At 68.9% G+C, this 17,410-nt stretch carries 16 protein-coding genes; 10 read left to right on the forward strand and 6 right to left on the reverse strand.

What is annotated here, in order from left to right; genetic code table 11:
• The first annotated feature begins 85 nt into the window (after positions 1-85).
• Positions 86-787 carry a molybdate ABC transporter permease subunit gene (gene modB, locus WBG79_RS24670; RefSeq protein WP_337359899.1) on the forward strand — a complete coding sequence of 234 codons (702 nt, stop codon included), beginning with the start codon at positions 86-88 and terminating at the stop codon, positions 785-787.
• The gene (gene modC / locus WBG79_RS24675) at positions 784-1,902 is read left to right on the forward strand and encodes a molybdenum ABC transporter ATP-binding protein (RefSeq protein WP_337359900.1); all 1,119 of its coding nucleotides are present in this window, start codon (positions 784-786) and stop codon (positions 1,900-1,902) included. Before modB ends, modC begins: the two co-directional genes overlap by 4 nt.
• Here the strand turns inward: modC and WBG79_RS24680 are convergent.
• Positions 1,891-2,079, reverse strand: coding sequence for a hypothetical protein (locus tag WBG79_RS24680; protein ID WP_337359901.1), 189 nt, complete (start codon positions 2,077-2,079; stop codon positions 1,891-1,893). The two genes, modC and WBG79_RS24680, sit on opposite strands and share 12 nt — an antisense overlap.
• A 431-nt stretch (positions 2,080-2,510) precedes the next feature.
• On the opposite strand from WBG79_RS24680, the gene WBG79_RS24685 reads away from it, so the two are divergent.
• Entirely contained in the window at positions 2,511-3,194 is a 684-nt protein-coding gene (locus WBG79_RS24685) for a Crp/Fnr family transcriptional regulator (RefSeq protein WP_337359902.1), read from the forward strand.
• Positions 3,195-3,222: 28 nt separating this feature from the next.
• Here the strand turns inward: WBG79_RS24685 and WBG79_RS24690 are convergent, their stop codons facing one another.
• Together WBG79_RS24690 and WBG79_RS24695 are read right to left on the reverse strand one after the other, a co-directional pair.
• Positions 3,223-3,966, reverse strand: coding sequence for a metallophosphoesterase family protein (locus tag WBG79_RS24690; protein WP_337359903.1), 744 nt, complete (start codon positions 3,964-3,966; stop codon positions 3,223-3,225).
• On the reverse strand, positions 3,959-4,738 hold the full coding sequence (locus WBG79_RS24695; protein WP_337359904.1) for a hypothetical protein: 780 nt from the start codon (positions 4,736-4,738) through the stop codon (positions 3,959-3,961). The genes WBG79_RS24690 and WBG79_RS24695 overlap by 8 nt, the downstream gene beginning before the upstream one ends.
• Before the next feature lie 150 nt (positions 4,739-4,888).
• Here WBG79_RS24695 and WBG79_RS24700 point away from each other — a divergent pair, with 150 nt between their 5' ends.
• Both WBG79_RS24700 and ligD read left to right on the forward strand, forming a co-directional pair.
• Positions 4,889-5,968 carry an ATP-dependent DNA ligase gene (locus WBG79_RS24700; RefSeq protein ID WP_443147508.1) on the forward strand — a complete coding sequence of 360 codons (1,080 nt, stop codon included), beginning with the start codon at positions 4,889-4,891 and terminating at the stop codon, positions 5,966-5,968.
• Positions 5,965-6,834, forward strand: coding sequence for a non-homologous end-joining DNA ligase (gene ligD, locus WBG79_RS24705; protein ID WP_337359906.1), 870 nt, complete (start codon positions 5,965-5,967; stop codon positions 6,832-6,834). The genes WBG79_RS24700 and ligD overlap by 4 nt, the downstream gene beginning before the upstream one ends.
• A gap of 259 nt (positions 6,835-7,093) precedes the next feature.
• On the opposite strand, the gene WBG79_RS24715 is transcribed toward ligD, so the two are convergent.
• Positions 7,094-7,321 carry a hypothetical protein gene (locus WBG79_RS24715; protein ID WP_337359908.1) on the reverse strand — a complete coding sequence of 76 codons (228 nt, stop codon included), beginning with the start codon at positions 7,319-7,321 and terminating at the stop codon, positions 7,094-7,096.
• Between the two features lie 549 nt (positions 7,322-7,870).
• On the opposite strand from WBG79_RS24715, the gene WBG79_RS24720 reads away from it, so the two are divergent.
• A complete protein-coding gene (locus tag WBG79_RS24720) occupies positions 7,871-9,631 on the forward strand; it encodes a cation:proton antiporter domain-containing protein (RefSeq protein WP_337359909.1) in 1,761 nt (586 codons plus the stop codon).
• Positions 9,632-9,716: 85 nt separating this feature from the next.
• Complete coding sequence (locus tag WBG79_RS24725) at positions 9,717-10,688, forward strand: glycosyltransferase (RefSeq protein WP_337359910.1); 972 nt, start codon at positions 9,717-9,719, stop codon at positions 10,686-10,688.
• Between the two features lie 25 nt (positions 10,689-10,713).
• Here the strand turns inward: WBG79_RS24725 and WBG79_RS24730 are convergent, their stop codons facing one another.
• A complete protein-coding gene (locus tag WBG79_RS24730; RefSeq protein ID WP_337359911.1) occupies positions 10,714-12,309 on the reverse strand; it encodes a peptide chain release factor 3 in 1,596 nt (531 codons plus the stop codon).
• A gap of 265 nt (positions 12,310-12,574) precedes the next feature.
• Here WBG79_RS24730 and WBG79_RS24735 point away from each other — a divergent pair, with 265 nt between their 5' ends.
• The 3 genes from WBG79_RS24735 to WBG79_RS24745 all read left to right on the forward strand — a co-directional run bounded on the left by WBG79_RS24735 (position 12,575) and on the right by WBG79_RS24745 (position 15,942).
• Positions 12,575-14,218: a methyl-accepting chemotaxis protein gene (locus tag WBG79_RS24735; RefSeq protein ID WP_337359912.1), complete on the forward strand. Its 1,644-nt coding sequence runs from the start codon at positions 12,575-12,577 to the stop codon at positions 14,216-14,218.
• A 119-nt stretch (positions 14,219-14,337) separates the two neighbouring features.
• Complete coding sequence (locus tag WBG79_RS24740) at positions 14,338-14,721, forward strand: VOC family protein (RefSeq protein ID WP_337359913.1); 384 nt, start codon at positions 14,338-14,340, stop codon at positions 14,719-14,721.
• Positions 14,722-15,144: 423 nt separating this feature from the next.
• Entirely contained in the window at positions 15,145-15,942 is a 798-nt protein-coding gene (locus WBG79_RS24745) for a hypothetical protein (RefSeq protein ID WP_337359914.1), read from the forward strand.
• A gap of 87 nt (positions 15,943-16,029) precedes the next feature.
• Here the strand turns inward: WBG79_RS24745 and WBG79_RS24750 are convergent, their stop codons facing one another.
• Positions 16,030-16,974: a calcium-binding protein gene (locus WBG79_RS24750; RefSeq protein WP_337359915.1), complete on the reverse strand. Its 945-nt coding sequence runs from the start codon at positions 16,972-16,974 to the stop codon at positions 16,030-16,032.
• Positions 16,975-17,410 lie beyond the last annotated feature (436 nt).

The following is a 17,410-nucleotide window of genomic DNA, read 5'->3' on the forward strand; positions in this document are numbered from 1 at the left end:
AGCGACAGCCGGGCCGGGCTTCGGCTATGGTGGCCCCGGCCCGCCGGCAAGGGCCGGTTGCGGACACCGAGGGCGGAGTGACGGAGTGGACTGGCTGCGGCTTTCTCCCCAGGAATGGGTGGCTGTCGGACTGTCGCTGCGCGTCGCCACCGTCGCCACCCTGGCGAGCCTGCCGTTCGGCCTCGCGGTCGCCCACCTGCTGGCGCGCGGGCGCTTCCGCGGGAAGACGCTCGTCGACGGGCTCGTGCACCTGCCGCTGGTTCTGCCGCCGGTAGTGACCGGCTACGCGCTCCTGCTCCTCTTCGGCCGGCGCGGGCCGGTCGGGTCCTTCCTGGCGGAGCAGTTCGGCATCGTCCTGTCGTTTCGGTGGACCGGCGCGGCGCTCGCCTGCGCGGTGATGGGCTTTCCGCTGATGGTGCGCAGCATGCGGCTGGCGCTGGAGGCGATCGACGGGCGGGTGGAGGAGGCGGCGCGCACGCTCGGCGCCTCGCCGGCCTTCGTCTTTGCGACCGTGACGGTTCCGCTTGCCCTGCCGGGGATCCTGGCCGGCGCCGTGCTGGCCTTCGCCAAGGCGCTCGGCGAGTTCGGGGCGACGATCACCTTCGTCTCCAACATCCCCGGAGAGACGCAGACCATCCCGGCGGCCATCTACACCTACACGCAGGCCCCGGACGGCGAACTCGGGGCGCTGCGGCTCTCCGCCATCGCGGTGGTGATCTCGCTCGGCGCCCTGGTCGCGTCGGAGGCGATCGCCCGGCGGGCGGGCCGGTCCGGGAGGGGTACATGATCGGCTTCGCCTGCCGGCTCGCCCGGCCCGACTTCCTGTTCGACGTCGCCTTCGAGGGCGGGGAGGGGGTGACGGCGCTGTTCGGGCCCTCGGGTTGCGGCAAGACGACCGCGATCCGGCTGATCGCGGGGCTGGAGAGACCCGACCGCGGGCGGATCGCCGTCGACGACAGGGTGCTCGTCGACACGCAGGCCGGGACCGAGGTGCCGGCGCACCGGCGGCGCATCGGGCTCGTCTTCCAGGACGCCCAGCTCTTCCCCCATCTGTCGGTGCGCCGGAACCTGACCTACGGGCGCTGGTTCACGCCGGCCGCCGAGCGCCGGATCGGCCTGGACCCGGTGGTGGAGGTGCTCGGCATCGGCCACCTGCTCGACCGGCGGCCCGCGACCCTGTCGGGCGGCGAAAGGCAGAGGGTGGCGATCGGGCGCGCGCTCGTCGCCTCGCCGAGGCTCCTCCTCATGGACGAGCCGCTGGCGTCGCTGGACGCGGCGCGCAAGACGGAGATCATGCCCTTCATCGAGCGGCTTCGGGACGAGTTCCGGATCCCGATCGTGTATGTCAGCCACGCCGTCGAGGAGGTGGCGCGGCTCGCCGATCGGGTCGTGCGGCTCGAGCACGGGCGCGTGGCGGCGACAGGGACGCCCACCGAGGTGCTGGCGCCGAACGGGCTCGCCAGCGCGACGGAGCGATTCGAGGCCGTGTCGGTGCTGAAGGCCCGCGTGCGGGCCGTGATGGCCGGCTACGGGGTGACGGTCCTCTCCCATCCGGCCGGCGACATCGTCGTGCCCGGGATCCTCAGCGTGAGCCAAGGGGAGGTCCGCGTCGCCGTCAGGGCGACGAACGTCACCCTGGCGGTCGGCACACCCGGCAACCTCAGCATCCGGACGTCGCTCGCCGGCAGGGTCTCGGCGGTCGAGCGGGGCGCGGGGCCGCTGGCGCTCACCACGATCGCGCTGACCGGCGGCGACAGCCTCAAGTGCTACTCCACGCGGCTCGCCGTCGACAGCCTGGGGCTCGACGTCGGCGACGCGGTGCTCGCGCTCATCAAGTCGGTGTCGATCGACGAGCGCGGCGTGCCGGGGCTCGGCGGCGCGGCCGGTCCGTCAGTGGGGTAGGGGCGCCAGGCGCTCCTCCGGCACGACCCGCTCGAACTGCTCGGCCTCCGAGCGGACGCGATAGAACGCGACCGTCCCGTCGACCGGCAAGGGGCGGATGATCTCGGCGCTGCTGCCGCGCTCCCAGGGCGAGGCCGGCCTGTAGAGCACGCGCTCTCCGGCCTTGAACTTGTGCATGGCTAGTCCTCTGGATCAGGCGTTACCGGGTCACCGGCGCCTCCCAACGGCTTCGCCCGAGCCTTGTTCCCGATGCCCCCAGGGCCGCGCCCGCATGACGGTTGCAGATCCGGACGATGCCAGCGGACTGGGCATTTTTTTCGAAGGGTTCGTACGAGAGGGTACAGATACTGGACCGGCATGTCATATTCGGCTGCAATCTATTTTGGGATGTTGAATATACATCTACCGCATCGGCGTGGGACGTCACGGTCGTTCGCTCAAGGGTGAGCCAATTCTTGGACCTCTGCCCGGGTGTTGGTTCGAGCAGGTATCGGCAGAGTTCGCCGCGGTCTCCGGAATCGAAAGAACCACGAATGGACAAAGTCCTCAGTCCATCCTTGCGCAACCGGCTCGTGGCGACCTTGCCACCGGAAGATCGTGCCGCTCTCTTGCAGCTGCTCACGCCGTTCGAGCTTTCGCTACGAGAGCCTATCGAGGATTCGGGCGTTCCGTTCCCTTTCGTCGTCTTCCCGGAGAGCGGGCTCATCTCGGTGGTGGCGGTCAACAGCGCCGGGGAGGTCATCGAGGCGGGTCTGGTCGGTGCCGAAGGGATGACCGGGGTGTCGCTCCTGCACGGGGTCAATTCCTCGCCGAACCGCACCTACGTGCAGATCGCCGGGCACGGATACCGGATCCGCGCCGACGTGCTGTCCCGGATGCTTCAGGAGCGACCGGCCATGCGGGCGCACTTCCTGCGCTACGCCCAGGCCTTCATGATCCAGGTCGCCCATACGGCGCTCGCCAACGGGCGGCACACGCTGGACGAACGGCTCGCGCGCTGGCTGCTGATGTGCCACGACCGGATGGTGGACGACGACATCCCGCTGACCCACGAGTTCCTGTCCGTGATGCTCGGGGTCCGGCGCCCGGGGGTGACCACGGCCCTGCACCTGCTCGAGGGGTCGAAGATCGTCCGCGCCCGGCGGAGCCACATCATCGTGCTGGACCGCACGAAGCTCGAGGACTCGGCCGGCCACAGCTACGGCGTGCCCGAGATGGAGTACCAGCGCCTCATGGGGACCCCGCCGCAGCTGCGGGCGGTTCTCGAGACCGGTCGCGTGGCGATCGTCTGAACGGTCGCGCGGCGAGCGGCTGAACGGCTCAGATCTCCAGGAGTGCATAAGGCCTGCCGGTCGGCTTGGGGATCGCCCAGGCCACGTTGTAGACCGGGCAGCCTCGCGGCGTGCGGCCCTCGTAGCTGCCCCGGTGGGCATGGCCGTGCACGATCGCGTCGACCTCGAAGCGGTCGATCGTCTCGGCGAGGCGGGAGGAGCCCAGGAAGGGGTAGATCTCGCGCGGCTCGCCCTCGACCGTCTCGGGGACGGGCGCATAGTGGAGCACGACCAGGGACCGCCCGGTCTTCACCGTCCGCATAGCGTTCTCGAGCTGCATCGCCTCGGCGATCGATTCCGACACGAACGTCTTGATGGCGGGCTCCCCGAAGGCGCCCAGCATGCGCGCGCCGAAGCCGCCCGGAAACCCCTTCACCCCGACGAAGCCGACGCCGTTCACCTCGCAGCTCGACCCGTCGAGGAGCTTCAGGCCGGCGTTGCACAGGATGTGCTTCACCTCATCGACCTTGCCGCACTCGTAGTCGTGGTTGCCCAGCACCCCGATCAGCGGCAGGGACGCGGCCCTGAGCTGCTCGGCCAGCAGTTCGGCCTCCTTCGGGGAGCCGGTGTCGGTGAGGTCGCCGGCCAGGACGAGCACGTCCGCCGACTGGGCGATCTCGGCAAACAGCGCCCGCAGGGGGCCGGGATCCTGTCCCTCCCTGACATGGATGTCGCCGAGCGCGGCCACCCTCAGGGGCGCGCCGTCCAGGCCGTTGCCGTTCGCCTCAGCCATTGCGCCATTCTCCCTCGCCCCCGACGTCGGCAAAGCCCCATTCCTCGACCGCGACGGCATAGTCGATGCGGCTCAGCATGCGGCCCCGGCAGACCTTCATCTCCGGCGGGGGCAGGTTGCGCTGGTGGCTCAGCCGGTCGATCAGCTCCGACATCAGCCAGGCCGGGACCTTGTTGCGCTCCGTGGGGTAGATCCAGCGGAAGTTGAGGAGGTGGATCAGGAGCACCTCCCAGTGCAGTTCCATGTAGTTGAGCAGCCGGTGCCAGTCGATCGCGTCGGACTGCTTCAGGATCACGTGAACCACGTCTGCGCCGTCGTAGCGGTGGCGGAGCTGGATGAAGGCCTTCGACCAGATCAGCTCGGTCGGGCCGACGATGCGCACGACGGAGCCGAACAGCTCGATCTGGCGGGCGTCCTCGAACCATTGCTCGTTGACCGGCATGGTGCCGTTGGAGGAGGCGAAGATCACGTCGAAGAAGTGCTCGCCCTTGTAGACCTTGCCGAGCCAGCGCTCGTCCTCGATCTCCACGGGATAGCCGAGGCTCTGGAAGTGGCTGAGGATGCGCGGATAGTCGCCGGCCTTGCAGAAGACGTCGAGGTCCTTGGTCGGCCGGCTGATCCCCGTGTAGGCGCTGACCGCGTAGGTGCCTGCGAGCAGGAAGGGGTGGCCGAGACGGGTGAGCTCGGCGAGCGCCTCCGCATAGAAGCTCTCCGCCTCCGGGCTGACGGGGTGGGGGGCGGCGGCGGCCTCGATGAGGGTCACGTCGGTCACGTCGGAGGGTCCTGGCTCGGCTCGGCGCACGGGCGCGCGCCGGAGAAGGGGTTTCCCAACAAGCGGCGCGGCTTGTGAAAGTTCCCCGTCGGGCTCCCGGCGGAACCGGCCGGGAGGGCCGCGGTTGTCGGTGCGAAGAGAGGTGCGCGGATGGCCCGCGTACCGTCCGGCGACAGCCAGAGGCGCCCCTTGCAGACTTTGCTCACCGCCGAATTCGCACCGATGGAGGCCAGGCTGGTCGACGGCCTGCCGGAGGGCGACGGCTGGCGCTTCGAGCCGAAGTGGGACGGGTTCCGCTGCCTGGCCTTCAAGGACGGCGACACGGTGGAACTCCTCGGCAAGTCCGGCAAGCCGCTCGGCCGCTACTTCCCCGAAATCGTCGAGGCCTGCCGGCGGGTGCGGCCTGACCGCTTCGTGCTCGACGGGGAGCTGATCGTGCCGGCGGGGGAGACGCTCTCCTTCGAGGCGCTCGAGGCGCGGCTGCACCCGGCGGCGAGCCGGGTGGCCCGGCTTTCCCGCGAGACGCCGGCGCGGATGATGCTGTTCGACTGCCTGATGATGGACGGGACGCCGACGGTGGCCGACGCCTACACGAGCCGGAGGGCCGCGCTCGACCGGCTGGTCGCCGCTTTCGCGGGCGAGCCGGCATTCGCGGTCTCGCCCTATACCGAGGACCGGCCCACCGCCGCGCGCTGGCTCGCCGGGGTGGGCGGGGCGCTGGACGGCGTGGTGGCCAAGCGGCTCGACGAACCCTACCGGCCCGGCGAGCGGGCGATGGTCAAGGTCAAGCGGCACCGGAGCGCCGACTGCGTGGTGGGCGGCTTCCGCTACGAGGCGGGAACCCGGCAGGTCGGCTCGCTGCTCCTCGGCCTCTATGACGCCGAGGGCCGGCTCGACCACGTCGGCTTCACCTCCGGCATCCTCGACAAGGACAAGCCGGCGCTGACGGCGCGGCTGGAGGCGCTGGTCGGGCCGCCCGGCTTCGACGGGCGCGCGCCCGGAGGACCGAGCCGCTGGAACGTCGGCAAGGACACGCGCTGGGAGCCGCTGAGGCCGGAGATCGTGGTGGAGGTCCGCTACGACCACGTGACCGCCGGCCGGTTCCGGCACGGGACGCGGCTCCTCCGGTTCCGGCCCGACAAGGCGCCACGCGATTGCGGCTTCGACCAGATCGGCCGCGAGCCGATGCCGGCCGAGGTGCTGGCAGGGGTCACGGGAGGGGCGGGATGAGCGGGACGGCGATCGACTTCGAGGGCGTCCGTCTGACGAGCCCTGACAAGGTGCTCTATCCCGAACAGGGCGTCACCAAACTCGCGCTCGCGGAATACTACCGCGCCGTCGCGCCCGCGATGCTGCCCCATGTAGCCGACCGGCCGATCACGCTGGTGCGCTGCCCCGCCGGACAGGAAAAGACCTGCTTCTACCAGCGCCACGCCGGTTCGGGCGTTTCCGACAGCCTCGGCCAGGTGGTGGTCCCGGGGTTCGAGGAGCCCTACCTCTATCTCCGCGACGCGGCGGGTCTCTTCGCGCTCGTGCAGATGGGCGTCCTGGAGATCCATCCTTGGGGGGCCCGGCGCGACCGGCCGGACCGGCCCGACCGGGTCGTCTTCGACTTCGATCCGGGTGAGGGGGTGACGTTCGCCGACGTGGTGGCGGCGGCGCTCGACATGCGGGCGCGGCTCGGGAGGCTGGGGCTCGTCGGGGTGTGCAAGACATCGGGGGGCAAGGGACTGCACCTCGTGGTGCCGATCGAGCGGCGGCACGACTATCCGGAGGTGAAGGCCTTCGCCAAGGCGGTTTCCGAGCAGGCCGCCCGCGAGATGCCCGAGCGCTACCTGACGCGGATCTCCAAGGCCGAGCGCGTCGGGCGCATCCTCATCGACTACCTCCGGAACGATCCGACCTCGACCGCGATCGCACCCTATTCGACACGGGCTCGCCCCAAGGCGACCGTGTCGACGCCGCTCGACTGGAGCGAGGTGACGCCGGGGCTCGACCCGGCGTGCTTCACGATCGAAACCGTGCCGATACGGCTCCAAGGCCTGGGCGACCCCTGGGCGTCGGTCGGCGACATCCGGCAGAGGCTGCCGCGCTAGCGGCAGGGCGACGGGCCGAGGGGCGGGTGCTCCGACGGCAACGGGAGGCGGCGCATGACGGGCGAGACGCGTGACCAGACCCCGGGACCGGCGACGAACCCCGGCGACGAGGCGCCTCCGGGGACGCCGGGCACCGGCGAGACCCTCTGCCCGGATTGCCGGGGCACGGGGATGCGGGCCGACGGGCCCTGCCGGACCTGCGGGGGAACGGGGCGGGTCACGAAAGGGATCGGCGGCGCCTGAGCCCCGGGCCTGGCCTTCAGCGCCGCGGCGCAACGGTCCCGACGGCCTCGGGGCGCTGCGCCTCCGGGCCGCGGTCGGGCACGAGCAGGTGGCCGAACAGGATCGCCAGGAACAGAGAGCCGAGCACGGGGGCGAGCAGCAGTGCCGCGATCCGCAGCCGGGCGGCGAGGCGCGAGCCCTCGGGCCCGAAGTAGGGGCCCGGGCCGGCCGGCGGTCTGAATGCGTTGTTGTCGGCAGGTGTCATCACGAATCCCGGGGGTGGCCGCCGCATCTGGGCACCGCTCGCGCGCATCATTCCCGACTTGCCGGGGCCCGGGAATCCTACGTTCGGCTATGTATCGCGGCGGACGGTCCGGCCGGGGAACGGCCCTGCGCCCGACCGCCACGGCAATCCTCGCGTTGGGCGTCGAGCCGCAACCGTCGCGAAGGCGACACAGCCGAGATGGACGTGGCACCCACCTCCGGGACCCGGGCGCACCCTCTCCCGCCCGTTCCCGGCCGGAGCGCAGCGCAGGGCCGGCGGCCCCGGCATGCAGCGCGCCGATCCCGTCCGAGGCATCAAAAATTCTTGTATTCAAGCGAAAGCTTGTGTAGTCTTTGATCGGACGGTCAAGACCTGACCGGACGGTTTCCTCCGCCTGCATGCCGCTTCGGGCCCCCATCGGGGGCCCGCTTTCTTCGCCGGCCTGCCGCAGCGGCAGATCTCCTTTCCTAACACCATGAACCCGCGGGCCTTTCCAGACCGTGGAGACCTGCCGCACACTGGGCAGGACGATGGTCTGGAGAGAATCGGATGGCGGGTGGCGTTGATCCCGGGGCGTTCAAGGACGCGCTGCTCGTCCTCGGCACCGCCGGGATCGTCGTACCGCTGATGCACCGGCTGAAGGTCACCCCCATCCTGGGCTTCCTGGCGGCCGGCGCCATCCTGGGACCGCGCGGCCTCGGCCAGTTCGCCGACAGGGTGCCGGGCCTCTCCTGGGTCACGATCGAGCAGACCGAGGAGATCGTCGGGATCGCCGAGCTCGGCATCGTGTTCCTGCTCTTCATGATCGGTCTGGAGCTGTCGCTCGGCCGCCTGTCGACCATGCGGCGGCTCGTCTTCGGGCTCGGCGGGCTGCAGGTGGTCATCACCGCGATCGTGCTCGGCGGGCTCCTGTCGCGCCTCGGGCTGTCGGCGGAGGCCTCGCTGCTGATCGGGGCCTGCCTGTCGCTCTCCTCCACGGCGATCGTGGTCGAACTCCTGGCGCGCCGGAAGCGGCTGACTTCGACCACCGGCCGGGTGACCTTTTCGGTCCTGCTCTTCCAGGACCTCGCGGTCGTGCCGCTGCTGTTCCTCGTCAACACCTTCGGGACGCGGACGGACGGTTCGTTCCTGGGCGGGCTGTCGATGGCGCTCGTCCAGGCCGTGGTGGCGATCGCGGTCATCGTGGCGGTCGGCAAGCTGGCGCTGGCGCCGCTCTTCCGCATCGTGGCGGAGACCGACAACCCGGAACTCTTCGTCGCCGCGACCCTGCTGGTCGTGGTCGGCACCGGGGTGGCGAGCGCGGCCGCCGGTCTCTCGATGGCGCTCGGCGCCTTCGTGGCCGGGCTGCTGATCGCCGAGACCGAGTATCGGCGCGCCGTAGAGGCGACCATCGAGCCCTTCAAGGGTCTCCTGCTCGGCGTCTTCTTCTTTTCCGTGGGGATGTCGATCGACATCGGCCGGCTGATCGCCAACCCGCTCCTGCTTGTCGGCCTCGCGCTCGCGCTAGTCGCCGTCAAGGGGCTAATCGTGCTCCTGCTCGGCCGGCTGTTCGGCCTCTCCTGGCCGGTCTCGATCGAGGCGGCGGCGCTCATCGGCCCGGGTGGCGAGTTCGCCTTCATCGTGGTCGGGCTGGCGACCGCCTACGGGATCGTGGACGCGGAGACGAACGGGGTGGCGCTGGCGGTGGTCTCGCTCACCATGGCGGTGCTGCCCTTCGTGGGCGATCTCGGGCGCAGCCTGGCGAGGCATTTCGAGACGGCCGGGCCGGTGGACCCGGAGACGCTGGTGGCGCCGCCGGAGAGCCAGGGCCACCGGACCATCGTGGTGGGCTTCGGCCGGGTCGGCGAAGTCGTCTCCACCATGCTGAAGCATCACAGGCAGCCCTTCATCGCCATCGACCGCGACCCGACCACGGTCACGCTCGGCCGCCGCAAGGGCTGGCCAGTCTATTTCGGCGACGTCACCAACGCGATGTTCCTGAAGAGCTGCGGGATCGACACGGCTGACGCGGTGGTCATCACCATCAACAACCCGACGCTGGTCGACCGCGTGGTGGAGGCGGTCCGCGCCATCCGGGGGGACGTGGTGATCGTGGCCCGCGCGCGCGACGCGGCGCATGCGACCAGGCTCTACGGCATGGGGGTGGCGGACGCGGTGCCGGAGACGATTGAGGCGAGCCTGCAGCTCTCCGAGGCGACGCTGGTCGGCCTCGGCGTGCCGATGGGGCCGGTGATCGCCTCGATCCACGACAAGCGCGACGAGTTCCGCCGGATCCTGAAGCAGCGGCGGAGAGGGGCGGCCGGGGACTGAAAGTCCGTCGCATTTTACGGATCCGCGTAGCCGATCCTTAAGATCCCGGACCGTAGGCTCGATCCCTCATCGGAGGGTCGAGACCGTGACGAGCGCCGGCACTGCCTACCTGTACAGCCTGATCGTGCCCGTCCGGGACGACGAGGCCGCGCTGCCGCAGATTCTCGGCCGTCTCGAGCGCATCATGGACCGGCTCGACGGCCCGGCGGAGGTCGTCTTCGTCGACGACGGCAGCCGGGATTCCACGCCGATCGTGCTCGCGGCGCGCGTGAGCGCGGACCCGCGCCTGCGCTACGTCCGGCTCGACCGCCCCTACGGCCGCAAGGCGTCCGTCACGGCAGGGCTCGAGGCGGCGTCGGGTGCGGCAATGATCATCCTCGAGAAGGGTCTCGACGAGGAGCCGGACGTGATCCTCGCGTTGGCGGAGCGCTGGCGGGAGGGCCACGGCATCGTGGCGGTCACCCGCCCGGCGACCGGCTGGCGCCGGCTGCTCGGGCGGCTGCCGCTGGCCCCGCGGTCCGAGGTCCGCCTCGTCGACCGCCGCATTTTCGACGTCTGGCGCGCTCTGCCGGCAGCCCATCGGGACGCCGCCTGGGTGGAGGGCGTGCCGCAGGCCGTCGTCCCGATCGCCGCGCCGTCGGAGCGCCTGCGTCGTGGCCGGCCGCGCTCCAACCCGCTGGCGGGCGGCGACGCGGGGCCCTTCCCGGAGTCCGCGGAGCCGCTGCGCTTCGCGCTCGGCGTCGGCCTCGCCGTGATGGCGCTGTCGCTCGCCTCCGGGCTCGGCCTGGTGGCCGCGGGTTTCGGCAACGGGCCGAGCGGCGGGCTGCAGGCGGCGATGCTGGCGCAGACTGGGGTGCTCGGGATCGCGATGACGGTCCTGGGCTTCGCCGGCTTCCACGTGGCGCGCCTGTCCTCGCCGGGCGGCGACCTGCGGACCTACGTGATCGGCCACCGGATCGGCTTCGACCGTCCGGCCGCCACGCCGCTGGCCGCGCCGGCGGAAACGCCCGCCGAGGCGCCCGCCGTGGTCGCCGACACCACCCGCGCCGCCTCCTGAGCGGCCGGGTCGGGGGCCGTCCGCCTCAGGCGGCCTTGACCTTCTGGTAGTCCTTGACGTCCGTGAACTTCAGCATGGGCCAGCGGTCCTCCTCGTAGCGCAGCGAGTAGGGCGAGGTCGCCATGTAGACCGGGTCGCCGTCGAGATCGCGGGCCATCGCGGAGGTGTCGCGGCGGGCGAATTCCTCGAGCTTGGTCGTCTCGCCGGTCGAGACCCAGCGGCAGATTGTGAAGCGCGTCGTCTCGAAGCTGATCTCCAGGCCGTATTCGTTCTTCAGCCGCTCGGCCAGCACGTCGAGCTGAAGGGATCCGACCACGCCGACGATCGCCTGGGATCCGTCGTAGGGCAGGAACACCTGCACGACGCCCTCCTCGGCCATCTGCTGCAGGGCCTCCTTCAGCTTCTTGGCCTTCATGGCGTCGGCCGCTCGGACGCGGCGCAGGATCTCCGGGGCGAAGCTGGGCACGCCGCGGAAGACGAGATCCTCGCCCTCGGTCAGCGTGTCGCCGATGCGCAGCGTGCCGTGGTTGGGGATGCCGACGATGTCGCCCGCGTAGGCTTCGTCGGCGATCGAGCGGTCCTGGGCGAAGAAGAATTGCGGGGTGTGCAGGCTCATGGGCTTGCCGGTCCGGACCAGCTTGGCCTTCATGCCGCGCGTGAGCTTGCCGGAGCAGACCCGCATGAAGGCGATGCGGTCGCGGTGGTTCGGGTCCATGTTCGCCTGGATCTTGAAGACGAAGCCGGTCATCCGCTCCTCGGTGGCCTGGACGGTGCGGCCGTCGGCCTTCTGCTCGCGCGGGGGCGGCGCGAACTGGCCGAGCGCATCGATCAGGTCCTTGACGCCCATGTCGCGCAGAGCCGACCCCCAGTAGACCGGCGTGTGGTGACCCTCGAGGAAGCTCTGTCGAACAAAGGGCTTGGACGCGCCGGCAGCCAGTTCCACCTCACCGACGAACTGCTCGAAGTCGGCGGCCGGCAGCAGCGCCTCGATCCGGCTGTCCTGCGGCCCGTTGACCGGGATCGCCTCCTCGGCGTCCTTGAGCCGGATCGCAGAGCGGGTCAGGTCGTAGGTGCCCGCGAAGGCGCGGCCGCGGCCGATCGGCCAGGTCATGGCGGTCGTGTCCATGGCCAGCGTCTTCTCGATGTCGTCGAGAAGGTCGAAGGGGTCCATGGTCTCGCGGTCCATCTTGTTGATGAAGGTGACGATCGGGATGTCGCGCAGGCGGCAGACCTCGACCAGCTTCAGGGTGCGCGCCTCGATGCCCTTGGCGGCGTCGAGCACCATGACGGCGGCGTCGACGGCGGTCAGCGTGCGGTAGGTGTCCTCGGAGAAGTCCTCGTGGCCGGGCGTGTCGAGGAGATTGAAGACATGGCCGCCGTACTCGAAGGTCATCACCGAGGTGACGACCGAGATGCCGCGTTCGCGCTCGATGCCCATCCAGTCGGAGCGCGTCTGCCGCTGGTTGCGCTTCGCCTTGACCTCGCCGGCGAGCTGGATCGCGCCGCCGAAGAGGAGCAGCTTCTCGGTCAGCGTGGTCTTGCCGGCGTCCGGGTGCGAGATGATCGCGAAGGTGCGGCGGCGGGACACGGGATCGGCGAGGCCGGAGACGGGCGCGTTCATGGCTCGGGCTCTTGGGGGGAGGGACGAGCGGTAGATCGGGGGTTTGCGGGCGGATGTCAATGCGGACGTGAGTCCGCGCCGCGCCGGCCGGGCAGGACCGGACTGCGGCAAGTGTCGACCTGCAGCAACTATCATCAGTGCAACACCGTATTCGCTTTCTCCATGAATGTATAAATGATCTTTACGGATTATCCCCCATGTCATGACAATCGAATTCCGTGACGTGGGATGCAGCATGCGGGTCCAAGCTAGAATATTACTTATCGTGACCGTTCTCGGCGGCTCGGTGATCTTCTCAACGGGGCTCGGCGTTTGGTCGCTCCGGGTCGCCGATGCGTATCTCGACCGGCTGGACTCCTTTGCACAGCAGGCGCTCGTCGCCGAGAAGATGAACGGGGCGGTCGCGTCGATCACGGCCGGCAACCGCGGGATCACCTCGGCCCGGAACAAGGCCGAGATGGACGACTATCTCAAGGAGATCCGGGCGTCGGTGGACGGCCTCGACGCGATCGTGGCGGAATGGCGGGCCATCGTGCCGGAGGAGGGCCGTGCGGATTTCGAGGACCTCGCCCGAAAGGCCGGGGACCTCGGGCGGCTGCGGCTCAAACTGGCGGATCTCGGCGCCCGCGAGGGGCGGGAAGCGGCCATGGACAAGCTCAAGGAACCGGTCGTGCGGGCCAATCGGTTGGCCCTGCAGAAGAGCCTGACCGATCACGTCGCGGCGATCCGGTCCCGGCTCGATCCGCTGCGGGCGGACAAGGAGTCGTTTCACCAGCAATCCGTCGCGCTGTTGGCGATCGCCGCGCTGGCGGCTCTCGGTATCGGTCTCGTGGTGGCGATCTACGTCGGCACCTTCATGGTGGTGCGTCCGCTGAGGGGCGTGACCCGGACTTTGCAAAAAATGGAGAGTGGCGACCTGTCGGTGGCGGTGCCCACCGCGCAAGGCCATGACGAAATCGGCGACCTGTGGCGGACGACCGCTCATTTCCTGGCCTCGCTGCGGGACGCGGAGGCGCTGAAGGCCGAGCAGGCCCAATCGGACCGTCGCCGCGCGACGGAACGGGCGCGCGTCATGGCCGAGATGGCCGACCGGTTCGAGGGAGCGGTCGGCGGCATCGTCCAGTCGATCTCGGCCGCCGCCGACGCCCTGGCCGCCCAGTCCCGCGAGATGCTGAACGGCGCCGATGCCACGGCGGCCCAGTTGGTGACCGTCGCGGGGGCGTCCGAGGAGGCGTCGAGCAACGTCCAGACGGTCGCCTCGGCGACGGAGGAGATGAGCGCCTCCGTGGCCGACATCGGCCATCGGGTCGCCCATTCGGCCCGCAGCGCCCGGGAGGCGGAACAGAGCGCGACCGCGACCTCGGAGAAGGTCGAGCGCCTGTCTTCGGCGGCCGACAGGATCGGGGCGGTGGTCGACCTCATTGCCAGCATCGCCTCCCAGACGAACCTGCTCGCGCTCAACGCGACCATCGAGGCCGCCCGGGCGGGCGACGCCGGCCGCGGCTTCGCGGTCGTGGCGAACGAGGTCAAGAACCTGGCCGAGCAGACCGCCCGGGCGACCGGTGAGATCGCGGCACAGGTCTCGGGAATCCAGGCCTCGACGGCCGAATCGACCGCCTCCATCGCCCAGATCACGGCCGTCATCCGTGATCTCAGCCGGAATGCCGCCCTCATCTCGGAGGCCCTGGACCAACAATCCTCGGTGACAACCGAGATCGCGCGGAACGTCCAGGAGGCGGCCCGCGGGTCGGAACTGGTGGCGGCCAGCATCGAGACGGTCCAGGGGTCTGCGACGCGTTCGCGCAATGCGAGTGCCACGGTCCAGGCCGCCGCTCAGGACCTCGCCCTGCAGGGCGACCGCCTGAAGGCCCAGGTAGCCGCCGTGCTGGAGACGTTGCGGGCGGCCTGAGGCTGGCCCCGGAATTCGGGGTACCCTGGCTCCCGCGGGGGGCGGCGTCGCTGCTCGGCCGCGGGACGGCACATCGGAGCGCCCTCCGGCGTTCGGGTGGCGGAGACGGGGAGGACAGCATGGGTGAGGGATTCGTCAGCATCCGCTACATCGTCGAGGACGTCGGCGCCGCGGTCGCCTTCTATACCGAGCACCTCGGCTTTTCGCTCCATGAGGACGCGCGGCCGGCCTTCGCGTCGGTCACGCGTGGCGCCTTGCGGCTCCTGCTCAGCGGGCCGGCCAGTTCGGGAGCCCGGCCCATGCCGGACGGGCGCAAGCCGGTCGCGGGCGGGTGGAACCGCATCCTGATCGAGGTGGACGACATCGCCGAGACGGTGCAGCAGCTCAGGGCCGCGGGCCTGCCGTTCCGCAACGAGATCCTGAGCGGGGTCGGGGGCTCGCAGATCCTGCTCGACGACCCGTTCGGCAATCCGATCGAACTCTTTCAGCCCGGCCGAAGATGATGGCTTATCCGGGCCGGCCGTAGCCGCGGTGCAGGAGACGGTGCGAAGCCGGCCCGCCAGTCTCCGACGGCGTCTTTCTTCCAGACCGCTCGGCCGATCTCGGCAGGTCGCCGGCGGATACTGGCAAGATCTGCGTCCCCGGCCCGGGAGCAGGATCAAATACGTTGTATGCAAGGCGGAATCCCGGTCGATTTTTTACGTTTAAATCGAGCGTACTACTCCGAATCTTGACAGGTTTTCTTCAGGATCCCCATCCTCGTCAATCATATTGGAGTGAATTGACCGACCTGATCCCTATTCGGGTCCGTCAAACCTTCCCTGCCTTCGCAAAATGGTTTACCAATCGTTACGTTGCGCGGCCGATTGAGCGTTCATGGCGGGCTTTCGCCATGGACCAGTTTTGTATCGAGTTCGGAGAGTAACATGAGTACGATCATTGGCACGGATGCGAGTACCCAGCTGCGCGGAACGAACGACAGCGACACCATCATCGGCAATGGCGGCAACGATACGCTGGTGGGGCTTGCGGGCGTCGACACCTACGTCTTCAATTTCACGGTCCAGCAGACGGAGGCCGAGGACTTCACAACCTGGGCGTCCCATTGGCCGGGCTTTACAAGTTCGCGGGTGACGTTCGATTCCACCGGCGACGTGGCCGACGGCACGGCGCCCGGGCAGTTCGACCTCGCCTACAAGGCCTGGCTCTCGTACCTGGTCGAGACCTACCATCTCGGCAAGGACCTGGACGGCGACGGCAAGGTCGGGGTCCGGCTCGACATCGACGGATCGGTGGCGCCCGGCACGGGCGAGCGCATGCCGCTGATCGAGGGGCTGAGCGAGGCCGACATGGCCAAGCTCTTCACGGACATCGACGATTTCAGGAACGGCAACAAGACCTGGCAGTATCTCGGGACCTTCGGGGCCGACAGCACCAAGATCGCCGCCTCCGACGGCAACGACATCATCTACGACAGCTGGGGCCAGACCGCCGAGGGAACGGCCGCCAACAAGCTGGTGTTTCACGGCATGACGGCCGCCCAGTGGGACACGATGGTGGCGAGCGGCGACATCACCGGATCGGTGGGTGCCTACGATCCGCGCGACGCGATCGCGGATTTCAAGATCTCGTGGGCCGGCGGATCGATCGTCATCGCCGGGACGGAGAAGTTCCACTTCACCAGCCTGACGGAAGTCAAGGATCTGATCACCTTCGATCTGTGAAGCGGCCAAGAAAATGGGGAAGGCCCCCTGCGGGACCTTCCCCAGTTGGGCATCCCGGAGCCCTTCCGGGCTCGGGACGTCCTGCCTTCAGACGATCGCGTCGTCGAAGACGATGTAGCCCTTGAGCTGGGTCAGGCTGTCGAAGTGGAAGTTGTCGGTGCCGGCGATCATGATCGAGGTGCCGCTGATGGTCACCTTGAAGTCAGCCCGGCCGTCCGCGTTGAAATCGCCGGCGGTGCCGGTGATCAGGCCATTCGCCAGCAAACCGTCCCATTGGGTGGAGGTCATCCCGACGAAGCGGAACTTGTCCCCCGCGCCGATGCCGCCCTCGGGCGAGCGGATCCACTGGTCGAAGATCTGATCGCTCCCTTCGCTAGCCGTCACGGCGAAGCTGTCGGAGCCGAAATCGTCGGCGTAGTTCCAGGTCTTGGCGTTCGCGCTCACGCCCGTCTTGAAGGTGTCGAAGTCGCTGAAGAGAGCAGCGATCTGGTCGTCCGTCATGCCCTCGATCTTGGGTAGCCGGTACGGGTTATCCACGTCGATGGAGACATTGACGCTGCCGCTGTTGTCGAGGTCCTGGCCGAGGCCGTACTTGGCCACGATATAGGTGAGCCAATCCTCGTAGGCGTGATCGAATTGCCCAACAGCAGTGCCGTCGGCGACCTCGCCCGTGCTGTCGATCAAGGGGTCCGTGCCGTTCGGCAGCTGCGTGTAGCCATGGGCGAGAGCCCAGGCGTGGAACTCCTCGGTGTGCGATTCCGTCACCGCGAAGTTGTACTGGAACGTGTCGTAACCCGAGCCGCCAAGCATCGTGTCGTTGCCGGCGCCGCCGACGAGGGTGTCGTTCCCGGCATCGCCCCAGAGCTTGTCGTTGCCGTTGTCACCGTAGAGCAGATCTGCGCCGTCACCGCCGGCGACCTTGTCGTTGCCGTCTCCCGCGTAGACGGTGTCGCTGCCCGCGCCTGCGTTGATGGAGTCGAAGCCGGCCGTTCCGGTGATTGTGTCGTCGCCTGAAGTCGGTGTTGTCGCCATGACGCTTCCCCTATGTGCAATGTCCAGCAATTCGTCCCCTCCCGGGGTGCCGGCCGCCCAACAGGGGTAATATTTACGCCACACGCTTGCAATTTGGAATGTAAAAATCGCCACATTGCATAACATACGTATGGCCTGTCCGCGCCATCACTGCGGTTCGCTTGCTCCGTACCTTCGCTCTATTTGTCTTTTACCGATCAAGTTGCATCGCGACGTTTGTTCTTGGGCAAATGAAATCTTTATGCATGCAAGACATTCGGAAATTTTGATGTGATTTGGACGGTGGCGTGAGCGTAGGCGAGGGCGGTTCCTGCAGGTTTGTACAAGTGAGGTCCGGACAATCGCGCCGGCCCGCGCGGATTCACAGAGCGATCTGGCTCAGGCTGGACCGGATCAATCCTTTAGAAATTATGAATACTTCAGCCGCGGTCTTCGC

Source organism: Prosthecomicrobium sp. N25, assembly GCF_037203705.1.
In the GTDB taxonomy this organism is placed as follows: Bacteria; Pseudomonadota; Alphaproteobacteria; order Rhizobiales; family Ancalomicrobiaceae; genus Prosthecodimorpha.

Bases quoted from the DNA above. Each gene is read 5' to 3' on its own strand.
- modC (WP_337359900.1), top strand. From the start codon at position 784: ATGATCGGCTTCGCCTGCCGGCTCGCCCGGCCCGACTTCCTGTTCGAC.
- WBG79_RS24680 (WP_337359901.1), bottom strand. From the start codon at position 2,079: ATGCACAAGTTCAAGGCCGGAGAGCGCGTGCTCTACAGGCCGGCCTCG.
- WBG79_RS24690 (WP_337359903.1), bottom strand. From the start codon at position 3,966: ATGGCTGAGGCGAACGGCAACGGCCTGGACGGCGCGCCCCTGAGGGTG.
- WBG79_RS24700 (WP_443147508.1), top strand. From the start codon at position 4,889: ATGGCCCGCGTACCGTCCGGCGACAGCCAGAGGCGCCCCTTGCAGACT.
- ligD (WP_337359906.1), top strand. From the start codon at position 5,965: ATGAGCGGGACGGCGATCGACTTCGAGGGCGTCCGTCTGACGAGCCCT.
- WBG79_RS24715 (WP_337359908.1), bottom strand. From the start codon at position 7,321: ATGACACCTGCCGACAACAACGCATTCAGACCGCCGGCCGGCCCGGGC.
- WBG79_RS24720 (WP_337359909.1), top strand. From the start codon at position 7,871: ATGGCGGGTGGCGTTGATCCCGGGGCGTTCAAGGACGCGCTGCTCGTC.
- WBG79_RS24730 (WP_337359911.1), bottom strand. From the start codon at position 12,309: ATGAACGCGCCCGTCTCCGGCCTCGCCGATCCCGTGTCCCGCCGCCGC.
- WBG79_RS24740 (WP_337359913.1), top strand. From the start codon at position 14,338: ATGGGTGAGGGATTCGTCAGCATCCGCTACATCGTCGAGGACGTCGGC.
- WBG79_RS24745 (WP_337359914.1), top strand. From the start codon at position 15,145: ATGAGTACGATCATTGGCACGGATGCGAGTACCCAGCTGCGCGGAACG.
- WBG79_RS24750 (WP_337359915.1), bottom strand. From the start codon at position 16,974: ATGGCGACAACACCGACTTCAGGCGACGACACAATCACCGGAACGGCC.